The following is a 23077-nucleotide window of genomic DNA, read 5'->3' on the forward strand; positions in this document are numbered from 1 at the left end:
TTTAGGTACGGCAACATCTTTTGTGTCATACGAAAAATCGGAAGAACCAAGATAGTCTTCAATCGCTTTTGCTTTGTCATACATATTATCTTGATCCTTCGTTAAATCACGGGCGAGTTTTCTGACGCGTTCCGGGAGGGAGTCTGGAAGCTGGAGGTATTTTTCATGGCTTTTGCTCCAAGCTTCCTCAGAATCAATGCTGATTTTTTTCAGTTCGTCCACATCAAAAACAGGAGATTCATAGCTTAATGAATAGCTTTCGAGATTCTGAATATCCGTTCCCGTTTTCCCGGCCGGCACAATTTTCTCCGTATTTGAGTTCATGTGAAGCGGAGCAAAAAAGTTGTTTAAAGTGATTTTAGTCGTCCCGATCGGATAAAGAACATGGTTATACCGGTACGACGGCTCCATATCGATGATCACTTTGCGCGTCTCTGTTCTCACACTTTCTTCATACCATTTATAATCAAGCTGATCATCTTTCAGCTGGATGGATGTTCCCGCTTTCTCATCTTCAATCCAGCCTCTTCCTGTATAATGGCTTTTCGTTTCGGCTCTGAAATAGCTTCTTTCCTTTCCCTGCCATGTAAATACCCAAGAATCATCTTCTGAAAATGGTCCGCCCAATGACTCATCATTTGTGCCATAGCCGACTTTGCTGTTACCTGACGAAGCAAAATCCCCATTTGCAGCCGTTTTGATGAAAGGAACCGGATCTGGCCAAACCGGATCGGTCTTTGGCGCTGCCGCTCCAATGAAGATTGCAGCGGCCGTCATCAGCACTAAAGGGGCAAACCATTTAGCAAACAGCTTTTTGGAGGATTTGAATCCCTCTCCCTCTCTCATTCGTTCCAAATACAGCATCCCCAGCAAGAGAAAGCCGAACAGAACAATCCGGACGATCGCATATGACGCGTCAAATGGCGTAAACGTGTCGATAACCGTAATATAAACGACGGTCATGATAAAAAAGAAGAGAATTCTGCGCTGGTAGATCACCCAATAATGCAGCAGATAAACAAGCAGCCAAAGCAGGACATAAAAGAGAAGCGTCCGAAACAACGGCGACATATCCCGCCACATACCGGAAAAGATATAGGATAGATTTTGGCTGATATCTTGAAGAAGCAGCGCAAGCCACGAAGCAGAAAATACAGACCCATCATAAAAAATCCAATGGAGGGCAAACAAAATGAAACCAAGGCTGAGCGGAAACCTGATAAACCAAGGAACCCTGAAAAATGTCAGCGAAAAAACAAGGGCAATAAAAAAGATAAAAAAGTAGGTATGCCCCGTATCTGTAAAATACTGCAAAGGACGAAGCCATTCCCATAACAGCAAAAAGGTTAATACGTAAAAAAGCAGCAAACCGAGCCGTCTGTATTGTCCCCCGGATCTCATCATTTTCACCTCGCCTTCGCAAAAAACTGGGAAAAGCGCCCGTCAAAAACGACAGCCACTTCAATTCCCCGCGTATTTAGATGCTCAACGGCCGCATTCTCTTCATGTGAAAGCGCACCGCCCTTTTCCTTTACCAAAAATACGACAGGGGGATTTTCTCTCGATACATGAGACAAAGCCTGTGTTAATTCGATGGTGATACGGCTTGTCACAACATATTTCATCGCCTTCCTCATATCAGGGAGGTTTAACTCGCTTTCAAGCAATTTGTAAAACGGATAAGCAGCATCGCAATCGACAATCGCCAAATAGCGAAACATTTTTCCCAGATGATCTTCTCCGTGCCGTGCCGGAAACACGGCTCGTTCTTTCCCGCTGGAAACCAGTCCTGTATTAGTCCCGGTTCGCAGAGCTGCACGAGCGATTGAAGCGGTAAACGTAACGATGTCTTCAAATGCCTCTGATGGAGATTGGTCCATAAAGATCAGCAAGTCATGCCCTTTCGTTTGTTCAAATTCCTTTGTCATCAGCTGATTCCGCCGGGCTGATGTCTTCCAGTCCACCCAAGCAAAACGGTCGCCGGGCTGATACTCCCTGATGCCTGACGCCAATGTGCTGTCTTTCCGCTGAAGATCGGAGACATGCCCTGATTGATCGTCAAAGCTTCCAGACTTCGCATGATATGCGATCTCTTGATAGGAGGGCAAAACAAAGAAAGACGATTCCAGCTCTAAATAAAATTCCTTCTCAAGCAGGCCGAGCGGATCACCGGTGCGTATTCTGACCGCTGTCAAACGGTGATCTCCCCTCGGGACTGAATCCAATGTATAAGCCATCCGGATCTCCTTTTGAAACCAAGGAAAAAGAAACTGCTTGGCCCCATCCTGATTCCCGTTTTTCAGGAGCGAATCAGGCAGGCAATCCTCGACAATCATAAACATGAGCGGAAACGGAAATTTTCGTTTTATAGTGATGACGGCATTCAACTGACCGCCGGCTTTCAACTGCTTCCTAGTGAGCTGGCGCTCCGCCGTTATTTTTGTTAGCGGGTAAAAAGCAAACATAAAGGCATACAAAACGAAAGGAAGAAAAGCGAAGAACAAAAACCAGCTGACAAATCCCCCCTGAAACATAGCATAGCTGAACGTTGCGGCGGACAGAAGAAATAATACAAACAGCCTCCATCCGTACATAAAAAGACCGATGCGCTCTCTCATTATTTGCTCAACGGCCTTCCAACAGGAACTTCTGTTTTAGACATGATATCCTGAAGGATCGTCTCAGGCCGATTCCCTTCAAACCTCGCCTCCGACCTTAAAATCATTCTGTGCGGAAGTGTAAAGGGCGCCAAATATTGAATATCATCCGGGATGACATAGTCGCGGTTATGCAAAAAAGCAAACGCCTGCGCTGCCTTCATTAATGCGATTGAGCCGCGCGGGCTGACACCCAGATATACGGAAGAATGGTTCCTTGTTTTTTGGGTGATGCCGACAATGTATTCTTTAATCGAGGAATCCACATATACCTTTTGAACCTCTTTTTGAAAAGCGGCGAGCTCCTCCTTGGCAATCACAGGTTCAATCTCTTCAAGCGGGCGGCGATTCTCCTGAAGATCGAGCACCTGAAGCTCTTCCCGGACTGTGGGGTAGCCCATGCGAAGCTTAAATAAAAAGCGGTCAAGCTGGGCTTCCGGCAGCGGATATGTTCCTTCATACTCAACAGGGTTTTGAGTCGCCATGACAAAGAAAGGCTTTGTAAGCGGCATTGTCACACCGTCCACCGTCACACTGCCTTCTTCCATCGCTTCCAGAAGAGCCGATTGGGTTTTCGGCGATGTACGGTTGATTTCATCAGCCAATACGATATCCCCCATAATCGGGCCTGAACGATATTCAAACTCCAATGTTTTCGGATTATATATGGAAACCCCTGTTACATCTGAAGGCAGTAAGTCAGGTGTGAATTGGATTCTTTTAAATTCGGCACCGGTTGATTTAGCCAAAGTACGGACCATCATGGTCTTCCCGACACCGGGAACATCTTCCAAAAGGACGTGCCCGTTTGCAAGAATGGCAGTCAGACTCAAAACGGCTATATCTTTCTTTCCTACCATTACTTTATCAATATTATCGGCTACTTTTCCCAAAACAGGGTGCAGTGTTTCTTGGTAAGCCATCCTCTTCCTCCTCATTGCTGACGATTCGAATTTATCTAACTTTACCATATACGATGTTCCCGAAGAAAACAACTAACCGAAATAAAGACTTTTTTTCCAATCTAAAAAAAATAGCTTTTTCTAAAATAGAAAAGGCTATTTTTCAACTTTGCAAGGCTCTATATGAACATGAGAATGAACGATCGAATGTTCATCATGCATCCTTTTTTCAATTTCATCAGCGATATCATGGCTTTCAGAAATGTTCAGGTCGGAACTGACCTCGACAATGATTTCAACGTGGACGGCGCTTCCCAAATACCGCGCTTTCACATCCTTGATCCGGCCTACGCCTGGTACTTTTTGAATTGTTTCCTTATAGGCTGATATATGTTTGATGTCAAAGCCGTCCGTCAAGGAATGCGCAGCTTCCTTAAAGATATTCCATGCGGTTTTGCAGATGATTAACCCGATGATAAAAGCCGCAGCGGTATCGACCCAGGCAAGATTAAATTGTGAAGCGACAATGCCTGCGAACGTTCCGATGCTGACAAACGCATCTGATTTGTTATCGGCGGCGGCGGCATAAAGGGCATGGCTGTTTACCTTTTTAGCCAGCCTTTTATTATAGAAGAACACCAAAAACATCACGACTGCACTTCCTGCCGCCGTCCAAGCCGCGATCATATCTGGTGTTGTCTCTCTCGGATTAAACAGCGTCTCGCCTGAGTTGTACAGCACTTCAAGTCCGACAACCATCATGATAAACGATGCAACGAGCGAGGCAATCGTCTCAGCGCGAAAATGTCCGTACGGATGGTCTTCATCAGGCGGCTTTTGTGAAATCCTGAGGCCGATCAGCACCGCTAAAGAGGCGATAATGTCCGTCGTATTGTTCAGCCCGTCCGCCCTGAGGGCCTCCGAATGAAAAGCATAGCCGATGATCAGCTTAACAGCTGACAACACGAGGTAAGCGATGATGCTGACCCACGCCCCGGTTTCTCCTTTTTTCAATTCGTCATACCGTTCCATAAAAAGCTTCCTTTCCCATCCGTGTTTTCGCTTTTAATCATACAAAGCAAAACTTGAGTGAGTCTATAGAAACATGATTCACTTCTTGCAGAATTATAGTCAGTATAGAACTTTTTTTATTGAAGGAAACAAATTTCAACAAGGTCAAACCCTAATAAAACGGCTTCCGATAAGGGTTTTGCAAAAATCCAGCTTTCCTTGATTATGGAAAAAGGCGCGCCGCCCCATTTTATTCTGAATATTTTTTCTTTGGAAAATCAAAACCTTGCAGAGAAATTTCTTCTGCAAGGCTTTTTCAGCACCTTCTTCTCCCAAGCAAAACCGGATACCGATTCAAAATAAAGATGCACGGAACCATGATCAGCAATGTCAATGCCGTGTACATACCGCTCCATAATAGAGAGCCGTACGTCTCATCAAGAGATATATCCATGAAATAGTAAATAACGGCTTTTAATATTCTGATCACCGGATAATGGAGAACAAGGATGATTAGCGAGTTTTTGCCGAGAAATTGAAGCAGCTTCACATTTTCCAGTTTAAAACTAGTGAAAACTGCTCCGGCCGTCCCCAAAAATGACGTGATATAAAAGAGCGCCATGCTGCCGTATTCATTGGCTCTCATGTCCACTCTGACATTCCGGCTTTGCAAATAGCCGACAAGGATGAAAAATAGGAGCGAAAGCAGCACTGTTTTTCGATGCCTAAGTTTTTTCAAACTGTGCCTCAGAAAAAAGCCGGCCGAATAAAAAACGATTGCAGTCAATGCTACTTCGATATTCCATGGAAGTTTGACTTCGAGATACTGATCATTAAAATAACCCAAGGCGGCGGACAACATGACGGAATAGACAATAAAGCGGTCCTTCAGCCATTTTTTCATACAGAAAAAAAGGATTTCCACGATAAATAAGCATGTTAAAAACCAAAGCGCCGGATTGTGTGTCAGCATATAGTTGTCGGGTATGGAATAAAAAATCCCTTTAAATGGAACAACAGGATCGACATCCGAACTGCCGCTGAACTGGAAATGCCTCTCGACTAAAAACCAGAATAAATAGGCCAGCACTGAAAATATGAAGTAAGGCAAAAGGAGCGTCTTCATTTTTTTATAGAGGAACGACTTAAACGTCATATTTGCATCATGATAGACAATCCCTGATAAAAAGAAAAACAGCGGCATATGAAAAGAAAAGATGAACGTTTTCAGCCAATCCGTTGTCGGTGTATGGCCTAAGACAACCAAAATAATTCCCAAACCTTTTGACGCATCAATCCAATCGATCCTTTTCCGCATCACAGGCATCTCCTTTCAGGCCGCTTCCCCGCTAAGCAAGCAGGTCACACATAATGTACCATCACAAAATGCATGATCTCCACTGTCACACCTCTAAAAATCGCCTTCCAGACCATTTTTAATCATTTAGAAATACTCTGTTCATCTTTTTGTAATCATCAGCTTTTTTTATGGCATTTTCGACGCATTTTTCGTTTTCTATACAGAGTGGATTTTGCAGACTGTTTTTGATAAGGAGAAAATGGGCTTTTTGAACTGCATGCGGATAGAAAGCCGGGACAACACAGGATGGACAGACGGGGGCTGCACTTTTTTCCTCCCTCGGCAGGAACCTAATAATGAATCCCGTCTTATAATGTACTAATCGTTTGATTAGATCAAAAGAGGATAGGTGAAACATGAAGCTTGAAAAGTTTGTTGATCGTCTGCCGATTCCAAAAGTGCTCAAACCTCATACAAAAAGCAAGTCCAAAACGTATTATGAAGTGAAAATGGAAGAGTTTCACCAGCAGCTTCACCGCGACCTGCCGCCGACACGGCTTTACGGATATAATGGAAGCTATCCCGGACCGACATTTGAAGTGAACAAAAATGAAAGGGTCGAAGTCAAATGGATGAACAAGCTTCCACACCATCATTTCCTTCCCATCGACCATACGATTCATGATGACGGCCACCATATGCATGAGGTTAAAACGGTCGTTCATCTACACGGCGGGAATACTCCGGCTGACAGCGATGGCTATCCTGAAGCCTGGTATACAAGAGACTATAAAGAAACAGGACCTTTTTTCGAAAAAGAGGTATATGAATATCCCAATCACCAGGATGCAACCGCCCTTTGGTACCATGACCATGCCATGGCGATCACAAGGCTGAATGTATATGCCGGTCTTGTCGGTTTATATTTCATTCGCGATCGGGAGGAACGATCATTAAACCTGCCGAAAGGAGAATATGAAATTCCCCTGTTAATCCAGGATAAGTCGTTTCATGAGGACGGTTCTTTGTATTATCCGCGCCAGCCTCGCAACCCTTCTCCCAGCCTTCCCGATCCGTCGATTGTTCCGGCTTTTTGCGGGGATGCCATTTTAGTCAACGGCAAGGTGTGGCCTTATGCAGAAATCGAGCCGAGAAAATACCGTTTTCGTATTCTAAACGCTTCCAACACAAGAATATATGAACTGTATTTCGATTCTGGTCATTTGTTTCATCAAATTGGGACGGATGGCGGCCTTCTTCAGCACCCGGCAAAAGTCCAGGCTTTGACGATCGCTCCGGCTGAAAGATGTGACATCATCATCGATTTTTCAGATGCTGAAGGAAAAACAATGAACCTGAAAAATCGAATCGGCTGCGGCGGACAGGATGCAGATCCGGAAACCGATGGAGATATTATGCAATTCCGCGTCACAAAACCATTAAAGCAAAAAGATACGGCTTCAATACCAAAAATCCTGAGAAGACGGCCTTTTTTCAGAAAGAACAAGGTTGATGCCATCAGACATTTGACATTGGGCGCGTCACAAGACCAATATGGAAGACCCGTTCTTCTTTTAAACAATACAAAATGGCATGAGCCTGTGACAGAGACCCCGGCGCTTGGCAGCACTGAGATTTGGTCCATCGTGAATGCCGGCCGAGGGATACACCCCATTCACTTACACCTCGTTCAATTTTTCATCCTTGACCATCGGCCGTTTGATACAGCCCGCTATCAGGAGAACGGAGAGCTGGTGTTTACGGGGCCCGCTGTTCCTCCCGCCCCGAACGAAAAAGGCCTCAAGGATACCGTAAAGGTCCCGCCGGGAACCGTTACCCGCATCATCGCCACCTTCAGTCCATACAGCGGAAGATATGTATGGCATTGCCACATATTGGAGCATGAAGATTACGATATGATGCGGCCTCTTGAAGTCAAGGGTTTTCGAACCCAATAAAAAAGCCTCCCATTCCGGAGGCTTTTTAAAATAGCACAAATCATCAAAAAAATCCGCTTTCCATCTTGTACAATAAAGATAATAAAAAGGTAAAGGCTGTGTGTGATGATGGACTATTATGAAAGAATCCAAAGCGCTGTTCATTTTATTGAAGAAAACTTGCGAAATGAGTTGAAAATCACTGATATTGCTGCAAAGTCATGTTTTTCGCCGTTTCATTTTCAAAGGCTTTTCCAAGCGGTTTCCGGTTTTTCCGTACAAAAATACATCCGCAACAGACGTTTGTCCGAGGCAGCAGTTGCCCTGAAGGAAACAAACCGGACCATTCTCGATATTGCAATTGATTTCCAATACAGTTCCCAGGAAGCATTCAGCAGAGCATTCTCTCAATGCTATGGGATCACTCCGGCTAAATACCGCAAGACAAAGATCGGGCTGGACCATCAAGCTAAAATGAATTTTCTCGATTACAAAAACAAAATAAAAGGAGAGCTAACGATGGCGAAACCAAACATCACGCATCTAGATGCGATACATATTATCGGTTATGAATATCGTACAAACTTAAACAATGAAACATATTTCCAAGACATCCCAGGATTCTACTTTAATTTCGGAAAGCATGAATATTACTTGAAAATTCCAAATAAAGCAGCACCGAGCATGTCATATGGCATTTCATGCAACTTTCAAGATGAAGGAGAATTCTCATTTATCATCGGGGAAGCCATTCAAGAACCCGTAAAGGAAATCCCTGAGCCATTGGTTTATTTTAAAATTCCTGAAGGAAAATACGCGATTTTTGATGTGAAAGGACCATCAGAGTCAGTGCAAAATACGCGAAGATACATCTATGGAACATGGCTTCCGAATTCCAATTATGAAAGAAAAGAAGGACCTGATTTTGAAGTGACCGATGTCTGCAATTCTTCATATCCGCAAGATATGAGAATGAAAGTCTACATCCCCATTCTCTAAAGACCTGGAACCAATGGTTCCAGGCTGTGTTTTTAAATCGTTTTGATCGCCTCAGCAATCGCCGTATCTCCGGAAGTCAGATCAAATGAACGGCGGAATGTATGCTCTTCAGTCAGCACCGCTGCTGCGGTTTTGGCTACGTCTTCACGTGGAATCATTCTGCTCTCCAGGTTTTCGGCGGCTTTGACTTTGCCTGTGCCCGGTTCATTTAAAAGGCCTCCCGGGCGGATGATCGTATATGTCAAATCGCTGTCTTCAAGTATTCTATCTGCATAATGTTTGGCAACATAATAAGGTTTTAGCGCTTCATTCCAATTTTCCCGACGGTGGGCCTGCAAGGTGCTGATCATAATAAAACGTTTGATGCCTGCTTTTTCTGCGGCTTCAATCGTTTTAGCCGCTCCGTCAAGATCAACCAATAACGTTTTGTCATCACCGGTTTTCCCGCCAGATCCGGCAGTAAAGACAATCGCGTCGCAGCCTTTTGCCGCTTCGGCTATGTTTTCCACCATCCCTTCTAAATTGGCGAGAGCGGTTTCGATTCCCGTCTGTTTCAAGGCCTCAGCCTGTTCTTCATTTCTGACCATCGCTCTGACTTGATGGTCACTGCTTTCTGACAGCCATTTTGTCAGGAAGCGGCCAATCTGTCCGTTTGCACCCACGATGAACACTTTCATATGACCGTACTCCTTTCCATTCGTTTCTCCTGTTTATTATTTCATTGTGCGAATCATTCTTCAAACAGCGGCTCATACGGATGCTTTAACGAAAAAAAGACCCCTCACTCATATGATGAGAAGTCTTCTCCTATCCTATTCAATGCCGCCGATTTCATTGAATGGGAAATAGCGAAATTCAACCTTGCCGACAATGGAATCCTCGGAAATAAATCCGAAAAAGCGGCTGTCTCTGCTGTTTTGGCGATTGTCTCCCATGACAAACAAACGGTCTTTCGGCACTTTTTCTTTCCCCGTTATATTTTTCAGGGTAAAATTATTCGTTAAGTGTTCATAAATCGTCAGCTTTTGTTTATTTTTCTTTAAATATGGCTCATCATAAGCTTTCCCGTTAACATAAAGAACATCGTCCTTCATTTCGATCGTATCTCCCGGGAGGCCGATTACTCTTTTCACATAGTTTTCGTCAGCATCCGGAGCGTGAAAAATAATTTTATCAAAACGCTGAATATCGCTGATTTTGCTGACCATCACCATGTTTCCGTCTTCTAGAGTCGGATACATCGAATCTCCCAAAACGGTGGACGGGGTAAACAGAAAATAACGGCAAATGAAAACGATGGCTGCAGCAATGACAAGAGTTTTCACCCATGATAAAATTTCTTTTTTTCTACTATTTTTCATAAGTACTCTCCTTCGTTTCTGATTCGCATCAGCAATTCTACTTCTCTCATATCATACCAGTCCGTACGCCTAAATGCTTATGACGGAGTCTTAAAAAGGCGCCGTTCGTTAAAAAATGGTTTTGATACATATATTTATTAGCGGTTTAATCAGAAAATCCTTTATTTGCAATGTTGAATGCTGTCAGTTTATGGACTTCAGATCTCATCATGATAAAAGACCAAATCATTATAAATGCACAGGCAAAATCATTCCAGCCATAATACATTATCATATCCCAACCAAGGCGGTGATTGACAGGAATGTCCGTTTACGAAGATGATTACGACAATTATGATCCATACAGTCCCGAGCGGCAAAGAGAGAGAAACACAAAGGCTGAAGAGCGCTCTTCAAAAAAAACATACCGTTCCGATGATGAGGACCGGTTCAAATGCAGACCAAGAAAGTGCCATTCAGATGATGACGACCGCTTCAAATGCCGCAGAAAGAAATGCTGACTTGTCATTGCTAAAAGCCGATTCATACATGATAATCGGCTTTTACATTTTGATGCGGGCCGCAAGCCTGCTTTTTCAATTTTGTCCTTTTGGAACAAAAAACCTATAGGTGAATATCATACATCTAAAAGGAGATGAAAACATGAGTCTTCCGAAAGATGTTCCTGCCTCTATGCCCCATGACCACCAAAGATCCCTGCACGATCTATGCCGCAAATATATGCATTTCCATATCGTTTTGAAAATGAAGGACGGCCGTTCCGTTCACGGCATTCTTGAAGAGGCAAGCCGTGAGGAGGCATCTGTTCTTGTACCTGAAGACGTGATGGAAGAAAGACAATTTTACTACAGCGGATACGGCTATCCGCGAAGACGATTCAGGCGGTTTAGAAGAAGGACTTTTCCGTTTATATTCATAACCGCCTTATACCCTTTCCCATATTACTAAGCCTAAAGCGGTTTGTGAAACTTCTTTCTTCCTGATTCGTAAAATAAAGCAATGAAAACGACGAAGGAAGGGATATCTGATGCCGTCAATCAAACTAGAGCAGCGTTTGGATCAATATAAAGCCATTTATTCTGAATTAAAGAACGAATTAAAGTGGAAATTCGCAGATCAGCGGACATTGATGATAATCTCTTCCATGTACACCACAGGACGCCGGTCCTTTGATATGCCGCGGTTTCTGGATATAAGCGACAACATCAAGCAGGCAGCCGGCGTGTTTTCACCTTTAAGATCAGGGAACCGCTATACTTTTGCCGCCATGTTTGATTTGCGTTTTGAAGAGCCCAAACAGCATATCAAACCTTTTTTAGCCCTTTATGAAAAGATGGTCAAGCACGGTTTCAAAAAAAATATTTTCACCTATCTGTCCGCACTTATTCTCTTGTCAAAACAGCCCGGCGAAGATGAAGCTCACGCAAAAATCGGCAAGTCACTGGCGATCCATAAAGGTATGAAGGACAAGCACGCCTTTTTAACATCTGCCGCTGACTATCCGCTCGCCGTGCTTCTGGCCGAATCTGCACTGGAAACAGACAAACTGATCGATGGCATCGAAACATTTTACGAAAGACTCGCTCAAGCTGGATTTCGCAAAGGAAATGATCTTCAGTTTCTCAGCTATTCTTTCGCTTTTGCCTGATCAAGATCCAGATCTGTTCATCATGCGTTCAATCCGCATTTTCGAGGAGTTTACAAAACAGTATAAAAAGCCAAAACCGCCCCACTATCCCGAAATCGGAATGCTTGCATTACTCGAAAATGGCGCGATGGAAATAGGCGCCATCATGGAAGCCGCACAAGGATTAAACAGCGACAAGATGTTTCGATGGCATAAAGACATGAATCTGAAAACAGCCGTTAACTTATTCATAAGTGAAAAAACGGATGATCCCGCCCTCCTTGAAGGCGGACTTTATCATGCGCTTGAAGCCGTCATTCAAGCTCAGCAGACTGCGGCGATCGCCGTCATCACCAGCACGGCGGCAGCATCGCAAACAAGCGGCTCATGATCAAAAACAGCCGGCAANNGTGAAACCATTGATGATCCCGTTTGGTTTCTCCCATTCTTTTGTCACTTTTTTTGTTTTCATATCATAAGAGTAAATCGTTCTGACCTTAGCTTCGCTTCCCGTTTCATCTTCAAGGAGCTTCGCATCTTTTCCTTCTGCAAGAAAAAAGATTTTCTTCCCGTCTTTCGAGAATTGCGGCTGAGCTGAATCGATCAGTTTGAATGCCTGTTGATCCGATATGATTGTTTTATATTTTTTTGTTGCAGTATCCATCGCATATATCGACGTTTTTTCTCTGTCGTCATCCGATTCTGTGAAAAGGATCGTCCCGCCGTCGGGCGATAAACCGACATCATTTATAAATTTCGCGATCGTCTTGATGTTTTGAACCCCTTTTTCATCCGCTAGAGAAATGCGCATATTCGTCGGTTCGGGCGGAATCCCTTTATTATTTGCCTCATCGGTTTTTTGATAGTCTTCTTCAACTGAATAATGAAGCAGAACAAACCGGCCGTTGTTCTGGTTATATAGATAGTAGCTGACGCTTTCATCCTTGTTGTTCGGTGTGGGAAAAAGGATGGTAAACTCACTTTTCCTCAAATCAAATGATGCGAGATGAAAATTTCTTTCAGATGAAAGATTGTAGCGCATGTAAAGCTTTGAACCGTCATTGGATAGACTAAGCCCGTCGATATATTCATCGCCTGAGTACAGCGTCGTTTTTTCGCCTGACTTCAAGTTCAGCCTGATCAAATGCTTCTGATTGCCGCTGTCTGTATTCGTATAATAAAGAAATTGATTTTTCCGGTCCAGCGCCATCGCCGGGTAATCCGTCATTTTTTCTTGATAGAGCTTCTTCTGATTTTCATAATAAGCCGTCATCAGCTTTTGATCCGTTATCGAAACAAGCAGATCTGAGCTGCCGGTTGTTGCCGTTTCCGTTTTTTTCGGAGAGGAAAAATAAACAGCAGTGAAGGCCCCTGCAGCTAAAATAACCCCCGTCAGTAGAATGATCATCAATTTTTTCTTCATATTCTGACCCCGCCAATAGAAAGAAGCAAGAAAACAATTTTTCTTGCTCCATTTCAACTATTTTTTATAAGTATAGTGTCCGGCGACCTTGCCTTTGCTTGTCGGATAGCCTAAAGCTCTAAAAGCTTTCGGGCTTACATCCAAAACAGCTCCCGGCATTCTGCCGACATCGTATTTATATACGGTAATGACTTTTTTTGGTTTCGCTTTTGAGCGGGCTCTTATTTTTGTGCCTTTTCGCGGAACATCAAAGCCGATTTTTGTGGCACAATCCCAATGGCCGAGCCTTTTTCCGTCAGCGCCGATTTTTCCCACTCCATTGTACCAAGTGATATATCCGCTGACTTTTTTTGTTTTAGCGCTTGCTTCACCGGTGAAGCTGAATGCCGCCATCAGGCTGCTCGCTAAAACGAAAACAGAAAACAATATCTTCTTCATAAAAACATCCTCCATGACTGGGATTTTTTTCTGACATTCAGATTATAACTTTTTTCATAGAATTGGTATTTTACAGTTTCTTTACGTTTGAGATGCAAATATGACACTGGATTTTTGGTTAACCACCTGCAACAATCATAAAAAAATGACACGATTCATTGGATTGGCCGTATATAAAGAGGAATATGGAATGAAGAGGATGATCTTGATGAAAAAACAAAAACTATTTTCTTTAAGCATGATCGCCGTTCTCTCCGCTCTTATCATTTCAGGATGCTCCGGCGGCGGCTTAGACCGTTCACAGGAAGTGGCAAAGGACAAATCGATCAAAAAATATGATCTCGTATGGTTTGATTATCTGAATGACAGCGAATCCGACAAGGCGCCATTATTAAAAGCCTCATATATGGCGAAAGGGAAACAAAAGACAGAGACATTCAAAAAATATGTAGAAAATGTTGAAGATATCGAACAGCCATACATTAAAATCCGGGGCGATGAAGCGTTTATCTACCGTCCGCCATACATCAAATATGACCAGGAGCCGCTGGAAGGCGTTGTGAAGGACAAAATCGAACAAAAGAGCAGTGATGATAAGTGATGAAGAAAAATGCGCCTTTCATCCTGCTGATCGTCTTAACCATGTTGACAACGTTATCGGGCATTCAGGCAGAGGCAGTCACCAGCAAAGGATCATCAGGAACTAAGGCTTCAAGCTCAAGCGGCGGAAGCTCTGCAAAAACACGCGCAGGTTCGGTCAATAAGAGCGTTCGCAGCTATATGAAACAGGCTGCAAACAGACGGTATTCGAACAGAAGCAATATGTCAAGCGCCATGCAGCGGACATTGCCTTCCAACGCACTTTACAAAGGCAGCGTCAAGCAAACGCTGAACCAAAATCCGGCGGGTACATCATTCTTTAATTATTACTTCCCATACTGGATGATCTTTCATGGAAGCGGATATACCGCTGAACAAAAAAAGATGCTCCACACCGCAGAGATCAAAGAGAAAGAACTCATAGAACCAAAGGAAAAAAGATACTGGCTTCTGATTGAGGATCAAACCGGCAAAGAGCAGGCCGTGCTCGTATCGAAAAAGCAATATGACAGCGTCAAAAAAGGAGATCATATTAAACTGCTGCATAAGCAGCTGGTTAAGCAATAACGTTGGCAGCCGCCAAAGCTGCCGGCTTTTTTGTGTTGTCCATCGAAAAGAGGCTTGCATAGACCACACCGCTCTGTTAAAATTCATTTCATAGCTAATGATTCTGACAATAAAAAGGCGGGCTTTAATTTGGACAGATTGATTCAAGGTTCCCATCTTCGCCAGGAAGAACGGGATACGCTCAAAAAGCTGAAACAGATGCCGATCGATTCCCTCAATTTGGAGGCAATATCGATCGCCACCAATCTATATCGCTCAGCTCAAAGGCTTCGCGTCAAAATGGAGACAGAAGTCCTTTCCTCATACAAATTGTCTTGGACGGCTTTCTCCATTCTTTACGATTTATGGGTGTGGGGACGGCTTGAAACGAGAAGGCTCGCCGAGCTGTCAGGCATTTCAACAGCCACTGCGAGCAATGTCATCAAAACGCTTGAGAAAAAGAACTTCTGTTCAAAAAGCGTTGACCCAAGAGACCGCCGGCTCGTGTTCGTCACGATTACAGCTGAAGGAAAAGCCGCGATCGAAGAGCTTTATCCGGAATTCTATAAAGGGGAAACGAAGCTGATTGCAGGCATGACAAATGAGGAGCAGAAAACATTGGCAGCGCTGCTTAGAAAAGCGGCTGACAATCTTCATACAACATAAGCATCGACGGGAACGAGTAGCGGACCTGCCTCCCTGTTCCAGAGAGCCGGCGGATGGTGTGAGCCGGTGCAAAGGCAGACGTGAATTACCTCCCTGAGCTTTCTTTGTGAACCTGAAGTAGCAAAGAACGGGAAACCGTTATCTGAATAAGCGGAAGATTGATATCTTCAACCAGGGTGGTACCGCGTGCAATGAGCCACGTCCCTTATCGGGATGCGGCTCTTTTTATTTATCGAAAAAAAGGAGGAATTACCATGCAACAAATATTTGACCAGCTCACCCCCGCTCAGAAGCGGGAAGCAGAAAGACAGCTTAGTTTGTATATGTCCGGCGCCCAGGAAGTCATTCCGCCGGAAGAATTACGGGAAAAGCTGGCTAAATCGATTGTGACCGGCTCTCCCCTTAAAATCAAGCTCGGATTAGATCCATCAGCGCCCGACGTTCATTTAGGCCACACCGTCGTCTTGAATAAACTGCGCCAATTCCAGGAGAACGGCCATATCGTACAGCTTCTCATCGGAGACTTCACTGGAAAAATAGGCGATCCTACAGGCAAGTCTGCCGCAAGAAAGCAGCTGACAGACGAAGAAGTTCAGCACAATGCGAAGACATACTTTGAGCAGTTTGGAAAAGTGCTTGATCAAGACAAGGTGGAGCTCCACTACAATTCAAAGTGGCTCAAACAATTAAAACTGGAAGATATGATTGAACTGGCAGGGAAAATCACGGTTGCCCGTCTGATGGAGCGGGATGATTTTGAAGAAAGAATCGCCATGCAAAAACCGATCTCGCTTCACGAATTCTTTTACCCTTTAATGCAGGGCTATGATTCGGTCGTCCTTGAAAGCGACATAGAACTGGGCGGCACTGATCAGCATTTTAATGTTTTGATGGGCAGACATTTTCAGGAAAAATACAAGAAAGAAAAGCAAGTTGTCATTCTCATGCCTTTGCTTGAGGGGCTGGACGGCGTCGAAAAGATGTCTAAATCAAAAAACAATTATATCGGCATTGATGAAGATCCAAATGAAATGTACGGCAAAACGATGTCACTGCCGGACAGTTTAATGAAAACATACATTCACCTGGCCACCGATTTAGAGCTTGAAGACAAAAAACAGCTTGTGAAGGAGCTGGAAACGGGAGCCGTTCACCCAAGAGACGCCAAAATGCTTTTAGCGAAAACGATAGTCAGGATGTATCATGGCAGCGCAGCGGCTGAAGCAGCCGAACAGCAATTCAAAAAAGTGTTTCAGCAAAAAAGCGCCCCTGACAAGATGACGGACGTTCATTGGAAAGGCGGGGAGACGATACCGTTAATCGATTTATTGGCAGCGCTCGAGCTCCTGCCTTCCAAAAGCGAAGCGCGCCGCATGATTCAAAACGGCGGCGTCAAAATCAATGGAAAAAAGGCCGAATCCATTCATGAGAATATGACCGTCCAAGATGGTATGATCATTCAAATCGGCAAACGGAAATTTGTAAAATTGAAAATGGACAAATAAAAAAGCAGCCTCATCATGTTCGATGGGGCTGTTTGTCGTAAAAAGCATATGCGACAGCATCAGCCACAGGCCGGTAGCCGATCTCCTGATATATTTTATTAGAAGTCGGATTGTCCAGATTGGTATATAAACAGCAAAATGAGAAACCTTCGTCCAACAGCGCCCGGCTGAGGGCCGCCACACATGATGAGGCATACCCTTTTTTGCGGTGAGCCGGCGGTGTAAAGACAAGATTGACGGTCATGTCTTACCTTTTGCGCCATCGAAACAGGCTCGCCTCCATCTTCCCATACATTAAGGGAAGAACTTTCTACCTCATTCACCGCTATTCTTCGCGCTCGATCAAGTCCCATTGTACAGAAAAATGAAGGGGTCAATAACCTGCCGCTTTGCTTTAAAGAAAAAAGCTGACAACAAAGCCGTTTTGTTAACAGCGGAAAATGATGAGAGGATTCAGCTGACCGCAGTCATGGCTTCCGGCGATTTATTGTTGGCGGGAGATGGATCTCAAGGCAGTCTTCGGTATGAGCCAGAAATGTTTCCGGACTGCTGAACCTCTTCACAGCCCCTCTTTATTTTCCTCTGTCTATCTCAGCTTCAACACCGGCAGCGTGCCATCCTTCATTCAGCAGATCAAACGTTAATTCACGCGTGTCCTTGACCATCAGATCAGCGGCATGCATTGACCGTTCATGACCGACTCCAACTGCAAACATTCCGGCAGATTTGATTGCGGCTATCCCTGCTTCAGCATCCTCTATCGCCGCACATTCAGCCGGAGATACGCTGAGCAGCGCTGCGGCGGTTAAAAATATTTCAGGGTCGGGCTTTCCTTTAACAAGGACGGCCGGATCAACGATGGCTTGAAAATCATCTATGACCCCCAATCGTTCTAAAATGGCGGGGGCGTTGCGGCTTGACGAAGCTAAAGCGAGTTTTATTTTTTCACTTTTCAGTTCACAAAGAAGCCGGCTGATTCCCGGCAAAAGATTTGCCGGCGTCAGGTTTTGGATCAGCTTTTGATAATGCCGATTTTTTTGGAGCATCAGGTTTTGTTTCTCCGCTTTTGTATATTTTTCTGCCGCCCCGCCATGGTTCAACATCTTTTCAAGCGATTCTTCCCTGCTGATTCCTTTCAGGCTCTCATTGAAATCCCGGTCAAATGGAATATTCAATTGTTCTGCTAAGCGCCTCCAAGCGAGAAAATGATATTCCGCCGTATCTGTAATCACTCCATCTAAATCGAATATAACGGCTTTCATGATTGGCTATTCCTTGATTCGCTGATGCACATCACCGCTTCATAGGGCTCAAGGCAGATGCTCTTGATGTCAGCCTGATCGCGCGAATAGTTGGAAATGAGCACGTTCCACCGCTCACCAAGCAGTTCCGGAGGCGCTTCAAACAGAGCCTTTTCTTCCGACAAATTAACGGCCACTAACAGCTTTTCCCCTTGATATTCGCGGATGTAAGAAAAGATTTGCGGATCACCCTCCAGTAATAGCCGATAATCCCCGTATACGATAACCTTGTACTGCTTGCGCAATTGAATGAGCTTCTGATAATAATAGAAAATCGAATCTTGATCATCGAGGGCCTCTTTTACATTGATTTCCTGAAAGCGCGGATTGACCGAAAGCCAAGGCTCTCCCTCCGTGAATCCCGCGTGCCTCTTGTCATCCCATTGCATTGGCGTTCTTGCGTGATCCCGTCCTTTTTTCGCCACGGCTTTAAAAAACGCTTCCTCTGTCATCGTTTTGTTTTCAACGACCAGTTCCCGATAGGCGTTTTTGATTTCAAGATCATCATACTTCTCCAGCGGGATATTACTGTTCGTCATGCCGATTTCTTCTCCCTGGTAGATGAACGGGGTTCCTTTCATACCGTGGAGAACCGTTGCAAATGCTTTGGCACACTGCTTTCGCAACTCGCCGTCATTGCCCCAGCGGGAAATCACCCTTGGCTGATCATGATTTTCAAAATAAAGGGTGTTCCAGCCGACATTCATTAATGCGGTCTGCCACCTTGTCATCGTCTTTTTTAATGCAATCAGATCAAACGGTTTGACCTGCCATTTTCCATTTGGCGAATGTTGTTCCGTATCAATATCCATATGTTCAAATGTAAAAATCATATTCAGCTCATGTCTGCTTTCATCCGTATACTTTTTCGCCTCTTCAATATCAGAGCCGTTCGCTTCTCCGACCGTCATGCAATCGTAATGAGACAGCACTTCCCGGTTCATCTCTTGGATAAATTCGTGAAGGCGGGGGCCGTTCGAATGATAGCGGCCGACGATATAGCGGCGGCTGTCATCTGCTTCGTAGTCCGGAAAATCGACGAACTTGGAAATGGAGCCGATCACATCCATCCGCCAGCCGTCAATGCCTTTGTCCATCCAAAATGTCATCAAATCATATACTTCCCGGCGGACCGCTTCATTTTCCCAATTCAAATCAGGCTGCTTTTTCGAAAAGTAGTGCAGATAATACTGCCCTGTCCGTTCATCGAACGTCCACGCCGGGCCTGAGAAGATCGATCCCCAATTATTAGGCTCTGAACCGGCCGGCCCGGGATCTCTCCAGAAATAATAATCCCGGTAAGGATTGTCTTTCGATTTGCGGCTCTCGGCAAACCAAGCATGTTCATCTGACGTATGGTTCACAACCAAATCCATGATGATTTTCATTCCCCGTTGATGAACCTCATCAATTAATTGAAACATGTCTTCATTTGTCCCGAATTTTTCGTACATGTTTCGATAGTCGGAAATGTCATAGCCGTTGTCATCCTGCGGAGAATCAAACACCGGACAGAGCCAGATCACATCTGCTCCGAGGCGCTTGATGTAATCCAGTTTTTGAATGATTCCTTGCAAATCACCGAATCCATCGCCATTTGAATCAAAAAAACTGCGCGGGTAAATTTGATAAACGACGGCTTCTTTCCACCATTCACTCATTAGATGTCCACCTCTCATATCGTCCATTCAGCAAAATTGGTTCCCCGCACACCGTCATGTGCAGCGGCTCGCCTTTTAAAAGTTCAAAGACGGCGCTTTTTTCGGTTACCGTAATGCTGATTAAACGTTTTCGATAATTGATTTTAAACGAGTAACCATCCCATTCTTCCGGCAAAAACGGAGCAAATGACAGCGTCTCATTGGCGACGCGCATTCCTGCAAAGCCCTGTACGATGGCAAGCCAGCTTCCTGTCATTGATGTGATGTGCAGCCCTTCTTCTGTGTCATGATTGTAATTATCAAGATCAAGGCGGGCTGTACGCTTATATAATTCGAGCGCTTTCTTTTCCATTTTCAGTTCAGCCGCCAGCACCGCGTGGACAGAAGGCGAAAGGCTAGATTCATGAACAGTCATCGGTTCATAAAATTCAAAATTGCGCCGTTTTTCTTCTAATGTAAAACGGTGATTAAAAAGATAAATGCCTTGCAGAACATCGGCCTGCTTAATAAAGCTGGAACGGAGAATTTTGTCCCATGACCAATTCTGGTAAAGCGGCCGCTCATCTGGGTCCAATTCGTCCGCTGTCTGCAGCTCTTTATCCAGGAACGTATCATGCTGGATGAAAATATTTAATTCTTCGCTGTACGGATAGTACATCCTGTCGATAATATCCTTCCACATCTCTATTTCATTCCTGTGCACACCGAGCTGGCTGCGTTTTTCTGCCGGAAGGCCTGCGAGATTTTCAAGTGTATACTCAAGTGTCCAAGCCGCAATCACATTGGTATACCAGTTGTTGTTGACATTGTTTTCGTATTCGTTCGGCCCTGTGACGCCGTGGATCATATACTTATTTTTTCGTTTGGAAAAATGAACGCGGTCGGCCCAAAACCTGCTGATTTCTACGAGAACGTCTATCCCGTATTCTTTCATATAGTCACGGTCGCCCGTATAATTGATATAATTGTAGATCGCATAGCAAATCGCGCCGTTGCGGTGAATTTCTTCAAAAGTGATCTCCCACTCATTGTGGCATTCATCGCCTATGAACGTCACCATCGGGTAAAGAGCCCCCTTCAGCCCCAATTTGGCAGCGTTTCGTTTGGCAGCCTCCAAATGGTGGTAGCGATACAAAAGCAGGTTTTTCGTCACTTCCGGATCGGCCGTTGCCAAATACATCGGAACAGCGTATGCCTCAGTATCCCAATAGGCGGCACCTCCGTATTTTTCGCCGGTGAATCCTTTCGGCCCGATATTCAAGCGCGAATCAGCTCCGTAGTACGTAGAGAACAATTGAAAGATGTTGTAGCGGATTCCTTGCTGAAGTTCATCATCGCCTTGAATTTCAATGTCGGCTTTTGCCCATCTTTCCTTCCACTCGGCGATGTGCCTCTGTCTTGCTTCTTCATAGCCCTGCTGAAGAATATCCGCCAAAAGCTCCCTGCCCTTTACTAAAAGCTCTGTTTCCTCGAAGTCCCGGGAAGTCGTTACGATGATCATTTTTTGCAAAGAAGCTTTGATTCCCGGCTTCGTTTCATAACTGTAGCGATTTTCCGCATACATGCCGGCCGTTTTAAAGCTTTCACTGACAAAGCCTTGTGTCATGTTTGCCATTACAGCAGAAACGGTAAACCGCGGCGTTCCAAACGAATTTTCAACTGTCTTTTCCACTAAATGGCCTTGGTGGGAATCGGCTCCTTTCGCTTCTTCCTGCCAAAACCGTTCCTCATAGTTGGCATCTTCATTCGCGACATTTCCATCCAGATAAGGCACGAGCGTGATGACAGCTTCATCAGTCAGACACTCCGCTTCGTAATGAATCGCGCAAAGCTGTGCAACGTCAAGGCTGAGAAATCGTTCAGATGCGATTCTGACCATTTTATCCTGGATGCGGACGACAGCGCTTCGCCGCAGAATGCCTTCTTTCATATTTAGTTCTAAATCAAATGATTCAATCTCGTTTTGATTGAGGTCGACTTTTTCACCATCTAAATATACATCGATTCCGATAAAATTCATCGCATTGATCACTTTGCCGAAGTATTCCGGATAGCCGTTTTTCCACCAGCCGACACGCGTTTTGTCGGGAAACCACACCCCTGCAATATATGTGCCTTGGTGGGTGTCGCCTGTATAGCTTTCTTCAAAATTGCCCCTGATTCCCATATAGCCGTTGGCCAAGGAAGTCAGACTTTCCTGAAGCCGTTTATGTTCCCTTTGAAATGTATTGGTTTTGATTTTCCATTCATCAATCTCAAATAGCCGCTGATTTGTCATGGTTTCCTCCTGACTGTAGTTTCCCGTTATGATGGCGGGTTTTTGACAAATGACTAAATGTAAAAGAAATCATCAAGACGACGCCGCAGGAATGGATCAACAGCACGGTGATCAAATCAAAATAAATCAAACCGGCCGCGGCTGCGGCAAATGCCGGAACAGCCGATCCGCATACCGCAGCTGCAGATGCTTCCTTGAATGATGCAATACCGGTCATTTTCGATTTTTTTGTGATCCATAAGCCACCCGCAAGCATGACCGACATGAAAAGCTGGCTGATGAAAATCAACGAAAATGCCAGCATCATGATCATCGGCTTATACTGAGCAAGCCACGCTTCACCGATAAAAGCTTCCAAATCATGAGCGGTCATCTCTTTCAGTTTGACGTCCCTTTTCACATAACGGACAGAAAACCCGGTTCCATTTTGATCACTGATGATCAGATGATCAGGCTGAAATAGGATCGCGTTTGCATAGCCGTTCACCTTGAGCCGTCCATTTTCACCGTCTGCTTGAAACGCATACTCCATATCGGCCGCCAGCAATGTCGATCCTTCTTCAACTCGAACAAACCCCTTCGATCCCGTCAGTTTTCCATTCGATAATTGGTAGCCTTTTAATTGATCGGCAAAGCTTTGATCAAGCTCTTGAATGGCCGCCGGCATGAAAGACCTGATATTGAAGCGCTCCATTTTCATGAACGAAATAGCAAGCGGAGCCGCTAAGCACGACGTCAAGAAAATAAATAGAAAAAAGATTTGCAGCCAGCTGAATGTATCTCTGTAGCGGCAGACGCCTGACGGAGATGCCGATGCTTTTAGGCAGCGGATGATGAAGTTTTCATTTTGCCGGTTCTTCATGGA

The 23077-nt window shown here is 44.7% G+C and carries 21 protein-coding genes, 2 pseudogenes and 1 other annotated feature; of the genes and pseudogenes, 9 read left to right on the forward strand and 14 right to left on the reverse strand.

Annotated features, from left to right (window positions below):
- The 5 genes from BTA30_RS20375 to BTA30_RS20395 form a co-directional block, all read right to left on the reverse strand.
- Positions 1-1404: transglutaminaseTgpA domain-containing protein (locus BTA30_RS20375; RefSeq protein ID WP_239695196.1), on the reverse strand; the 1404-nt coding region annotated here is incomplete at its 3' end.
- A 2-nt stretch (positions 1405-1406) separates the two neighbouring features.
- The gene (locus tag BTA30_RS20380; protein WP_076763562.1) at positions 1407-2618 is read right to left on the reverse strand and encodes a DUF58 domain-containing protein; all 1212 of its coding nucleotides are present in this window, start codon (positions 2616-2618) and stop codon (positions 1407-1409) included.
- Positions 2618-3580 (reverse strand): AAA family ATPase, encoded by a 963-nt coding sequence (locus BTA30_RS20385; protein WP_076763564.1) that lies wholly within the window; start codon positions 3578-3580, stop codon positions 2618-2620. The genes BTA30_RS20380 and BTA30_RS20385 overlap by 1 nt, the downstream gene beginning before the upstream one ends.
- Positions 3581-3715: 135 nt before the next feature.
- Complete coding sequence (locus tag BTA30_RS20390; protein ID WP_076763566.1) at positions 3716-4591, reverse strand: cation diffusion facilitator family transporter; 876 nt, start codon at positions 4589-4591, stop codon at positions 3716-3718.
- Between the two features lie 295 nt (positions 4592-4886).
- A complete protein-coding gene (locus tag BTA30_RS20395; protein ID WP_076763567.1) occupies positions 4887-5888 on the reverse strand; it encodes an acyltransferase family protein in 1002 nt (333 codons plus the stop codon).
- Between the two features lie 398 nt (positions 5889-6286).
- Here BTA30_RS20395 and BTA30_RS20405 point away from each other — a divergent pair, with 398 nt between their 5' ends.
- Both BTA30_RS20405 and BTA30_RS20410 read left to right on the forward strand, forming a co-directional pair.
- A complete protein-coding gene (locus tag BTA30_RS20405) occupies positions 6287-7828 on the forward strand; it encodes a multicopper oxidase family protein (protein WP_076763571.1) in 1542 nt (513 codons plus the stop codon).
- Between the two features lie 108 nt (positions 7829-7936).
- On the forward strand, positions 7937-8806 hold the full coding sequence (locus BTA30_RS20410; RefSeq protein ID WP_076763573.1) for an effector binding domain-containing protein: 870 nt from the start codon (positions 7937-7939) through the stop codon (positions 8804-8806).
- Positions 8807-8838: 32 nt separating this feature from the next.
- Here BTA30_RS20410 and BTA30_RS20415 read toward each other — a convergent pair whose 3' ends face one another.
- The gene (locus BTA30_RS20415) at positions 8839-9483 is read right to left on the reverse strand and encodes an SDR family oxidoreductase (protein ID WP_076763576.1); all 645 of its coding nucleotides are present in this window, start codon (positions 9481-9483) and stop codon (positions 8839-8841) included.
- Positions 9484-9618: 135 nt separating this feature from the next.
- Positions 9619-10167, reverse strand: a complete 549-nt coding sequence (lepB, locus tag BTA30_RS20420) for a signal peptidase I (protein WP_076763578.1) — start codon at positions 10165-10167, stop codon at positions 9619-9621.
- A 318-nt stretch (positions 10168-10485) separates the two neighbouring features.
- Between lepB and BTA30_RS23545 the strand changes: the two genes are divergently transcribed.
- The 3 genes and pseudogenes from BTA30_RS23545 to BTA30_RS20435 all read left to right on the forward strand — a co-directional run bounded on the left by BTA30_RS23545 (position 10486) and on the right by BTA30_RS20435 (position 12185).
- Positions 10486-10776 (forward strand): hypothetical protein, encoded by a 291-nt coding sequence (locus tag BTA30_RS23545; RefSeq protein ID WP_158027670.1) that lies wholly within the window; start codon positions 10486-10488, stop codon positions 10774-10776.
- A 33-nt stretch (positions 10777-10809) separates the two neighbouring features.
- Positions 10810-11115, forward strand: a complete 306-nt coding sequence (locus BTA30_RS20430; RefSeq protein WP_076763582.1) for a small nuclear ribonucleoprotein — start codon at positions 10810-10812, stop codon at positions 11113-11115.
- 181 nt (positions 11116-11296) lie between these two features.
- Positions 11297-12185: pseudogene (locus BTA30_RS20435) on the forward strand (DUF4003 family protein).
- On the opposite strand, the gene BTA30_RS20440 reads toward BTA30_RS20435, so the two are convergent.
- Together BTA30_RS20440 and walM are read right to left on the reverse strand one after the other, a co-directional pair.
- Positions 12186-13217, reverse strand: a complete 1032-nt coding sequence (locus BTA30_RS20440; RefSeq protein WP_076763584.1) for a flagellar basal body-associated FliL family protein — start codon at positions 13215-13217, stop codon at positions 12186-12188.
- 57 nt (positions 13218-13274) lie between these two features.
- Positions 13275-13655 (reverse strand): cell wall metabolism protein WalM, encoded by a 381-nt coding sequence (gene walM / locus BTA30_RS20445; protein ID WP_076763586.1) that lies wholly within the window; start codon positions 13653-13655, stop codon positions 13275-13277.
- A gap of 208 nt (positions 13656-13863) precedes the next feature.
- Here walM and BTA30_RS20450 point away from each other — a divergent pair, with 208 nt between their 5' ends.
- From BTA30_RS20450 to tyrS, 4 genes are all read left to right on the forward strand, one after another.
- Positions 13864-14256: a hypothetical protein gene (locus BTA30_RS20450; protein WP_076763617.1), complete on the forward strand. Its 393-nt coding sequence runs from the start codon at positions 13864-13866 to the stop codon at positions 14254-14256.
- Entirely contained in the window at positions 14256-14822 is a 567-nt protein-coding gene (locus tag BTA30_RS20455) for a hypothetical protein (RefSeq protein WP_239693553.1), read from the forward strand. Before BTA30_RS20450 ends, BTA30_RS20455 begins: the two co-directional genes overlap by 1 nt.
- Before the next feature lie 198 nt (positions 14823-15020).
- Entirely contained in the window at positions 15021-15467 is a 447-nt protein-coding gene (locus BTA30_RS20460) for a MarR family transcriptional regulator (RefSeq protein WP_094777369.1), read from the forward strand.
- Positions 15462-15676 (forward strand) — a binding site (T-box leader). It overlaps the preceding gene by 6 nt.
- A 45-nt stretch (positions 15677-15721) precedes the next feature.
- Positions 15722-16972, forward strand: a complete 1251-nt coding sequence (gene tyrS, locus BTA30_RS20465) for a tyrosine--tRNA ligase (RefSeq protein ID WP_076763591.1) — start codon at positions 15722-15724, stop codon at positions 16970-16972.
- Between the two features lie 13 nt (positions 16973-16985).
- On the opposite strand, the pseudogene BTA30_RS20470 reads toward tyrS, so the two are convergent.
- The 5 genes and pseudogenes from BTA30_RS20470 to BTA30_RS20495 all read right to left on the reverse strand — a co-directional run.
- A pseudogene (locus BTA30_RS20470) lies at positions 16986-17219 on the reverse strand (GNAT family N-acetyltransferase); the annotation flags it as partial.
- Positions 17220-17544: 325 nt separating this feature from the next.
- Positions 17545-18234 (reverse strand): beta-phosphoglucomutase, encoded by a 690-nt coding sequence (gene pgmB / locus BTA30_RS20480; RefSeq protein ID WP_076763598.1) that lies wholly within the window; start codon positions 18232-18234, stop codon positions 17545-17547.
- Positions 18231-19934 (reverse strand): glycoside hydrolase family 13 protein, encoded by a 1704-nt coding sequence (locus BTA30_RS20485; RefSeq protein WP_076763600.1) that lies wholly within the window; start codon positions 19932-19934, stop codon positions 18231-18233. Before BTA30_RS20485 ends, pgmB begins: the two co-directional genes overlap by 4 nt.
- On the reverse strand, positions 19927-22212 hold the full coding sequence (locus BTA30_RS20490; RefSeq protein WP_076763602.1) for a glycoside hydrolase family 65 protein: 2286 nt from the start codon (positions 22210-22212) through the stop codon (positions 19927-19929). The genes BTA30_RS20485 and BTA30_RS20490 overlap by 8 nt, the downstream gene beginning before the upstream one ends.
- Positions 22190-23074 (reverse strand): DUF1189 domain-containing protein, encoded by an 885-nt coding sequence (locus BTA30_RS20495; RefSeq protein ID WP_076763604.1) that lies wholly within the window; start codon positions 23072-23074, stop codon positions 22190-22192. Before BTA30_RS20495 ends, BTA30_RS20490 begins: the two co-directional genes overlap by 23 nt.
- Between the last annotated feature and the right edge of the window lie 3 nt (positions 23075-23077).

It is taken from the genome of Bacillus swezeyi, from assembly GCF_001969815.1.
Taxonomy (GTDB): domain Bacteria; phylum Bacillota; class Bacilli; order Bacillales; family Bacillaceae; genus Bacillus; species Bacillus swezeyi.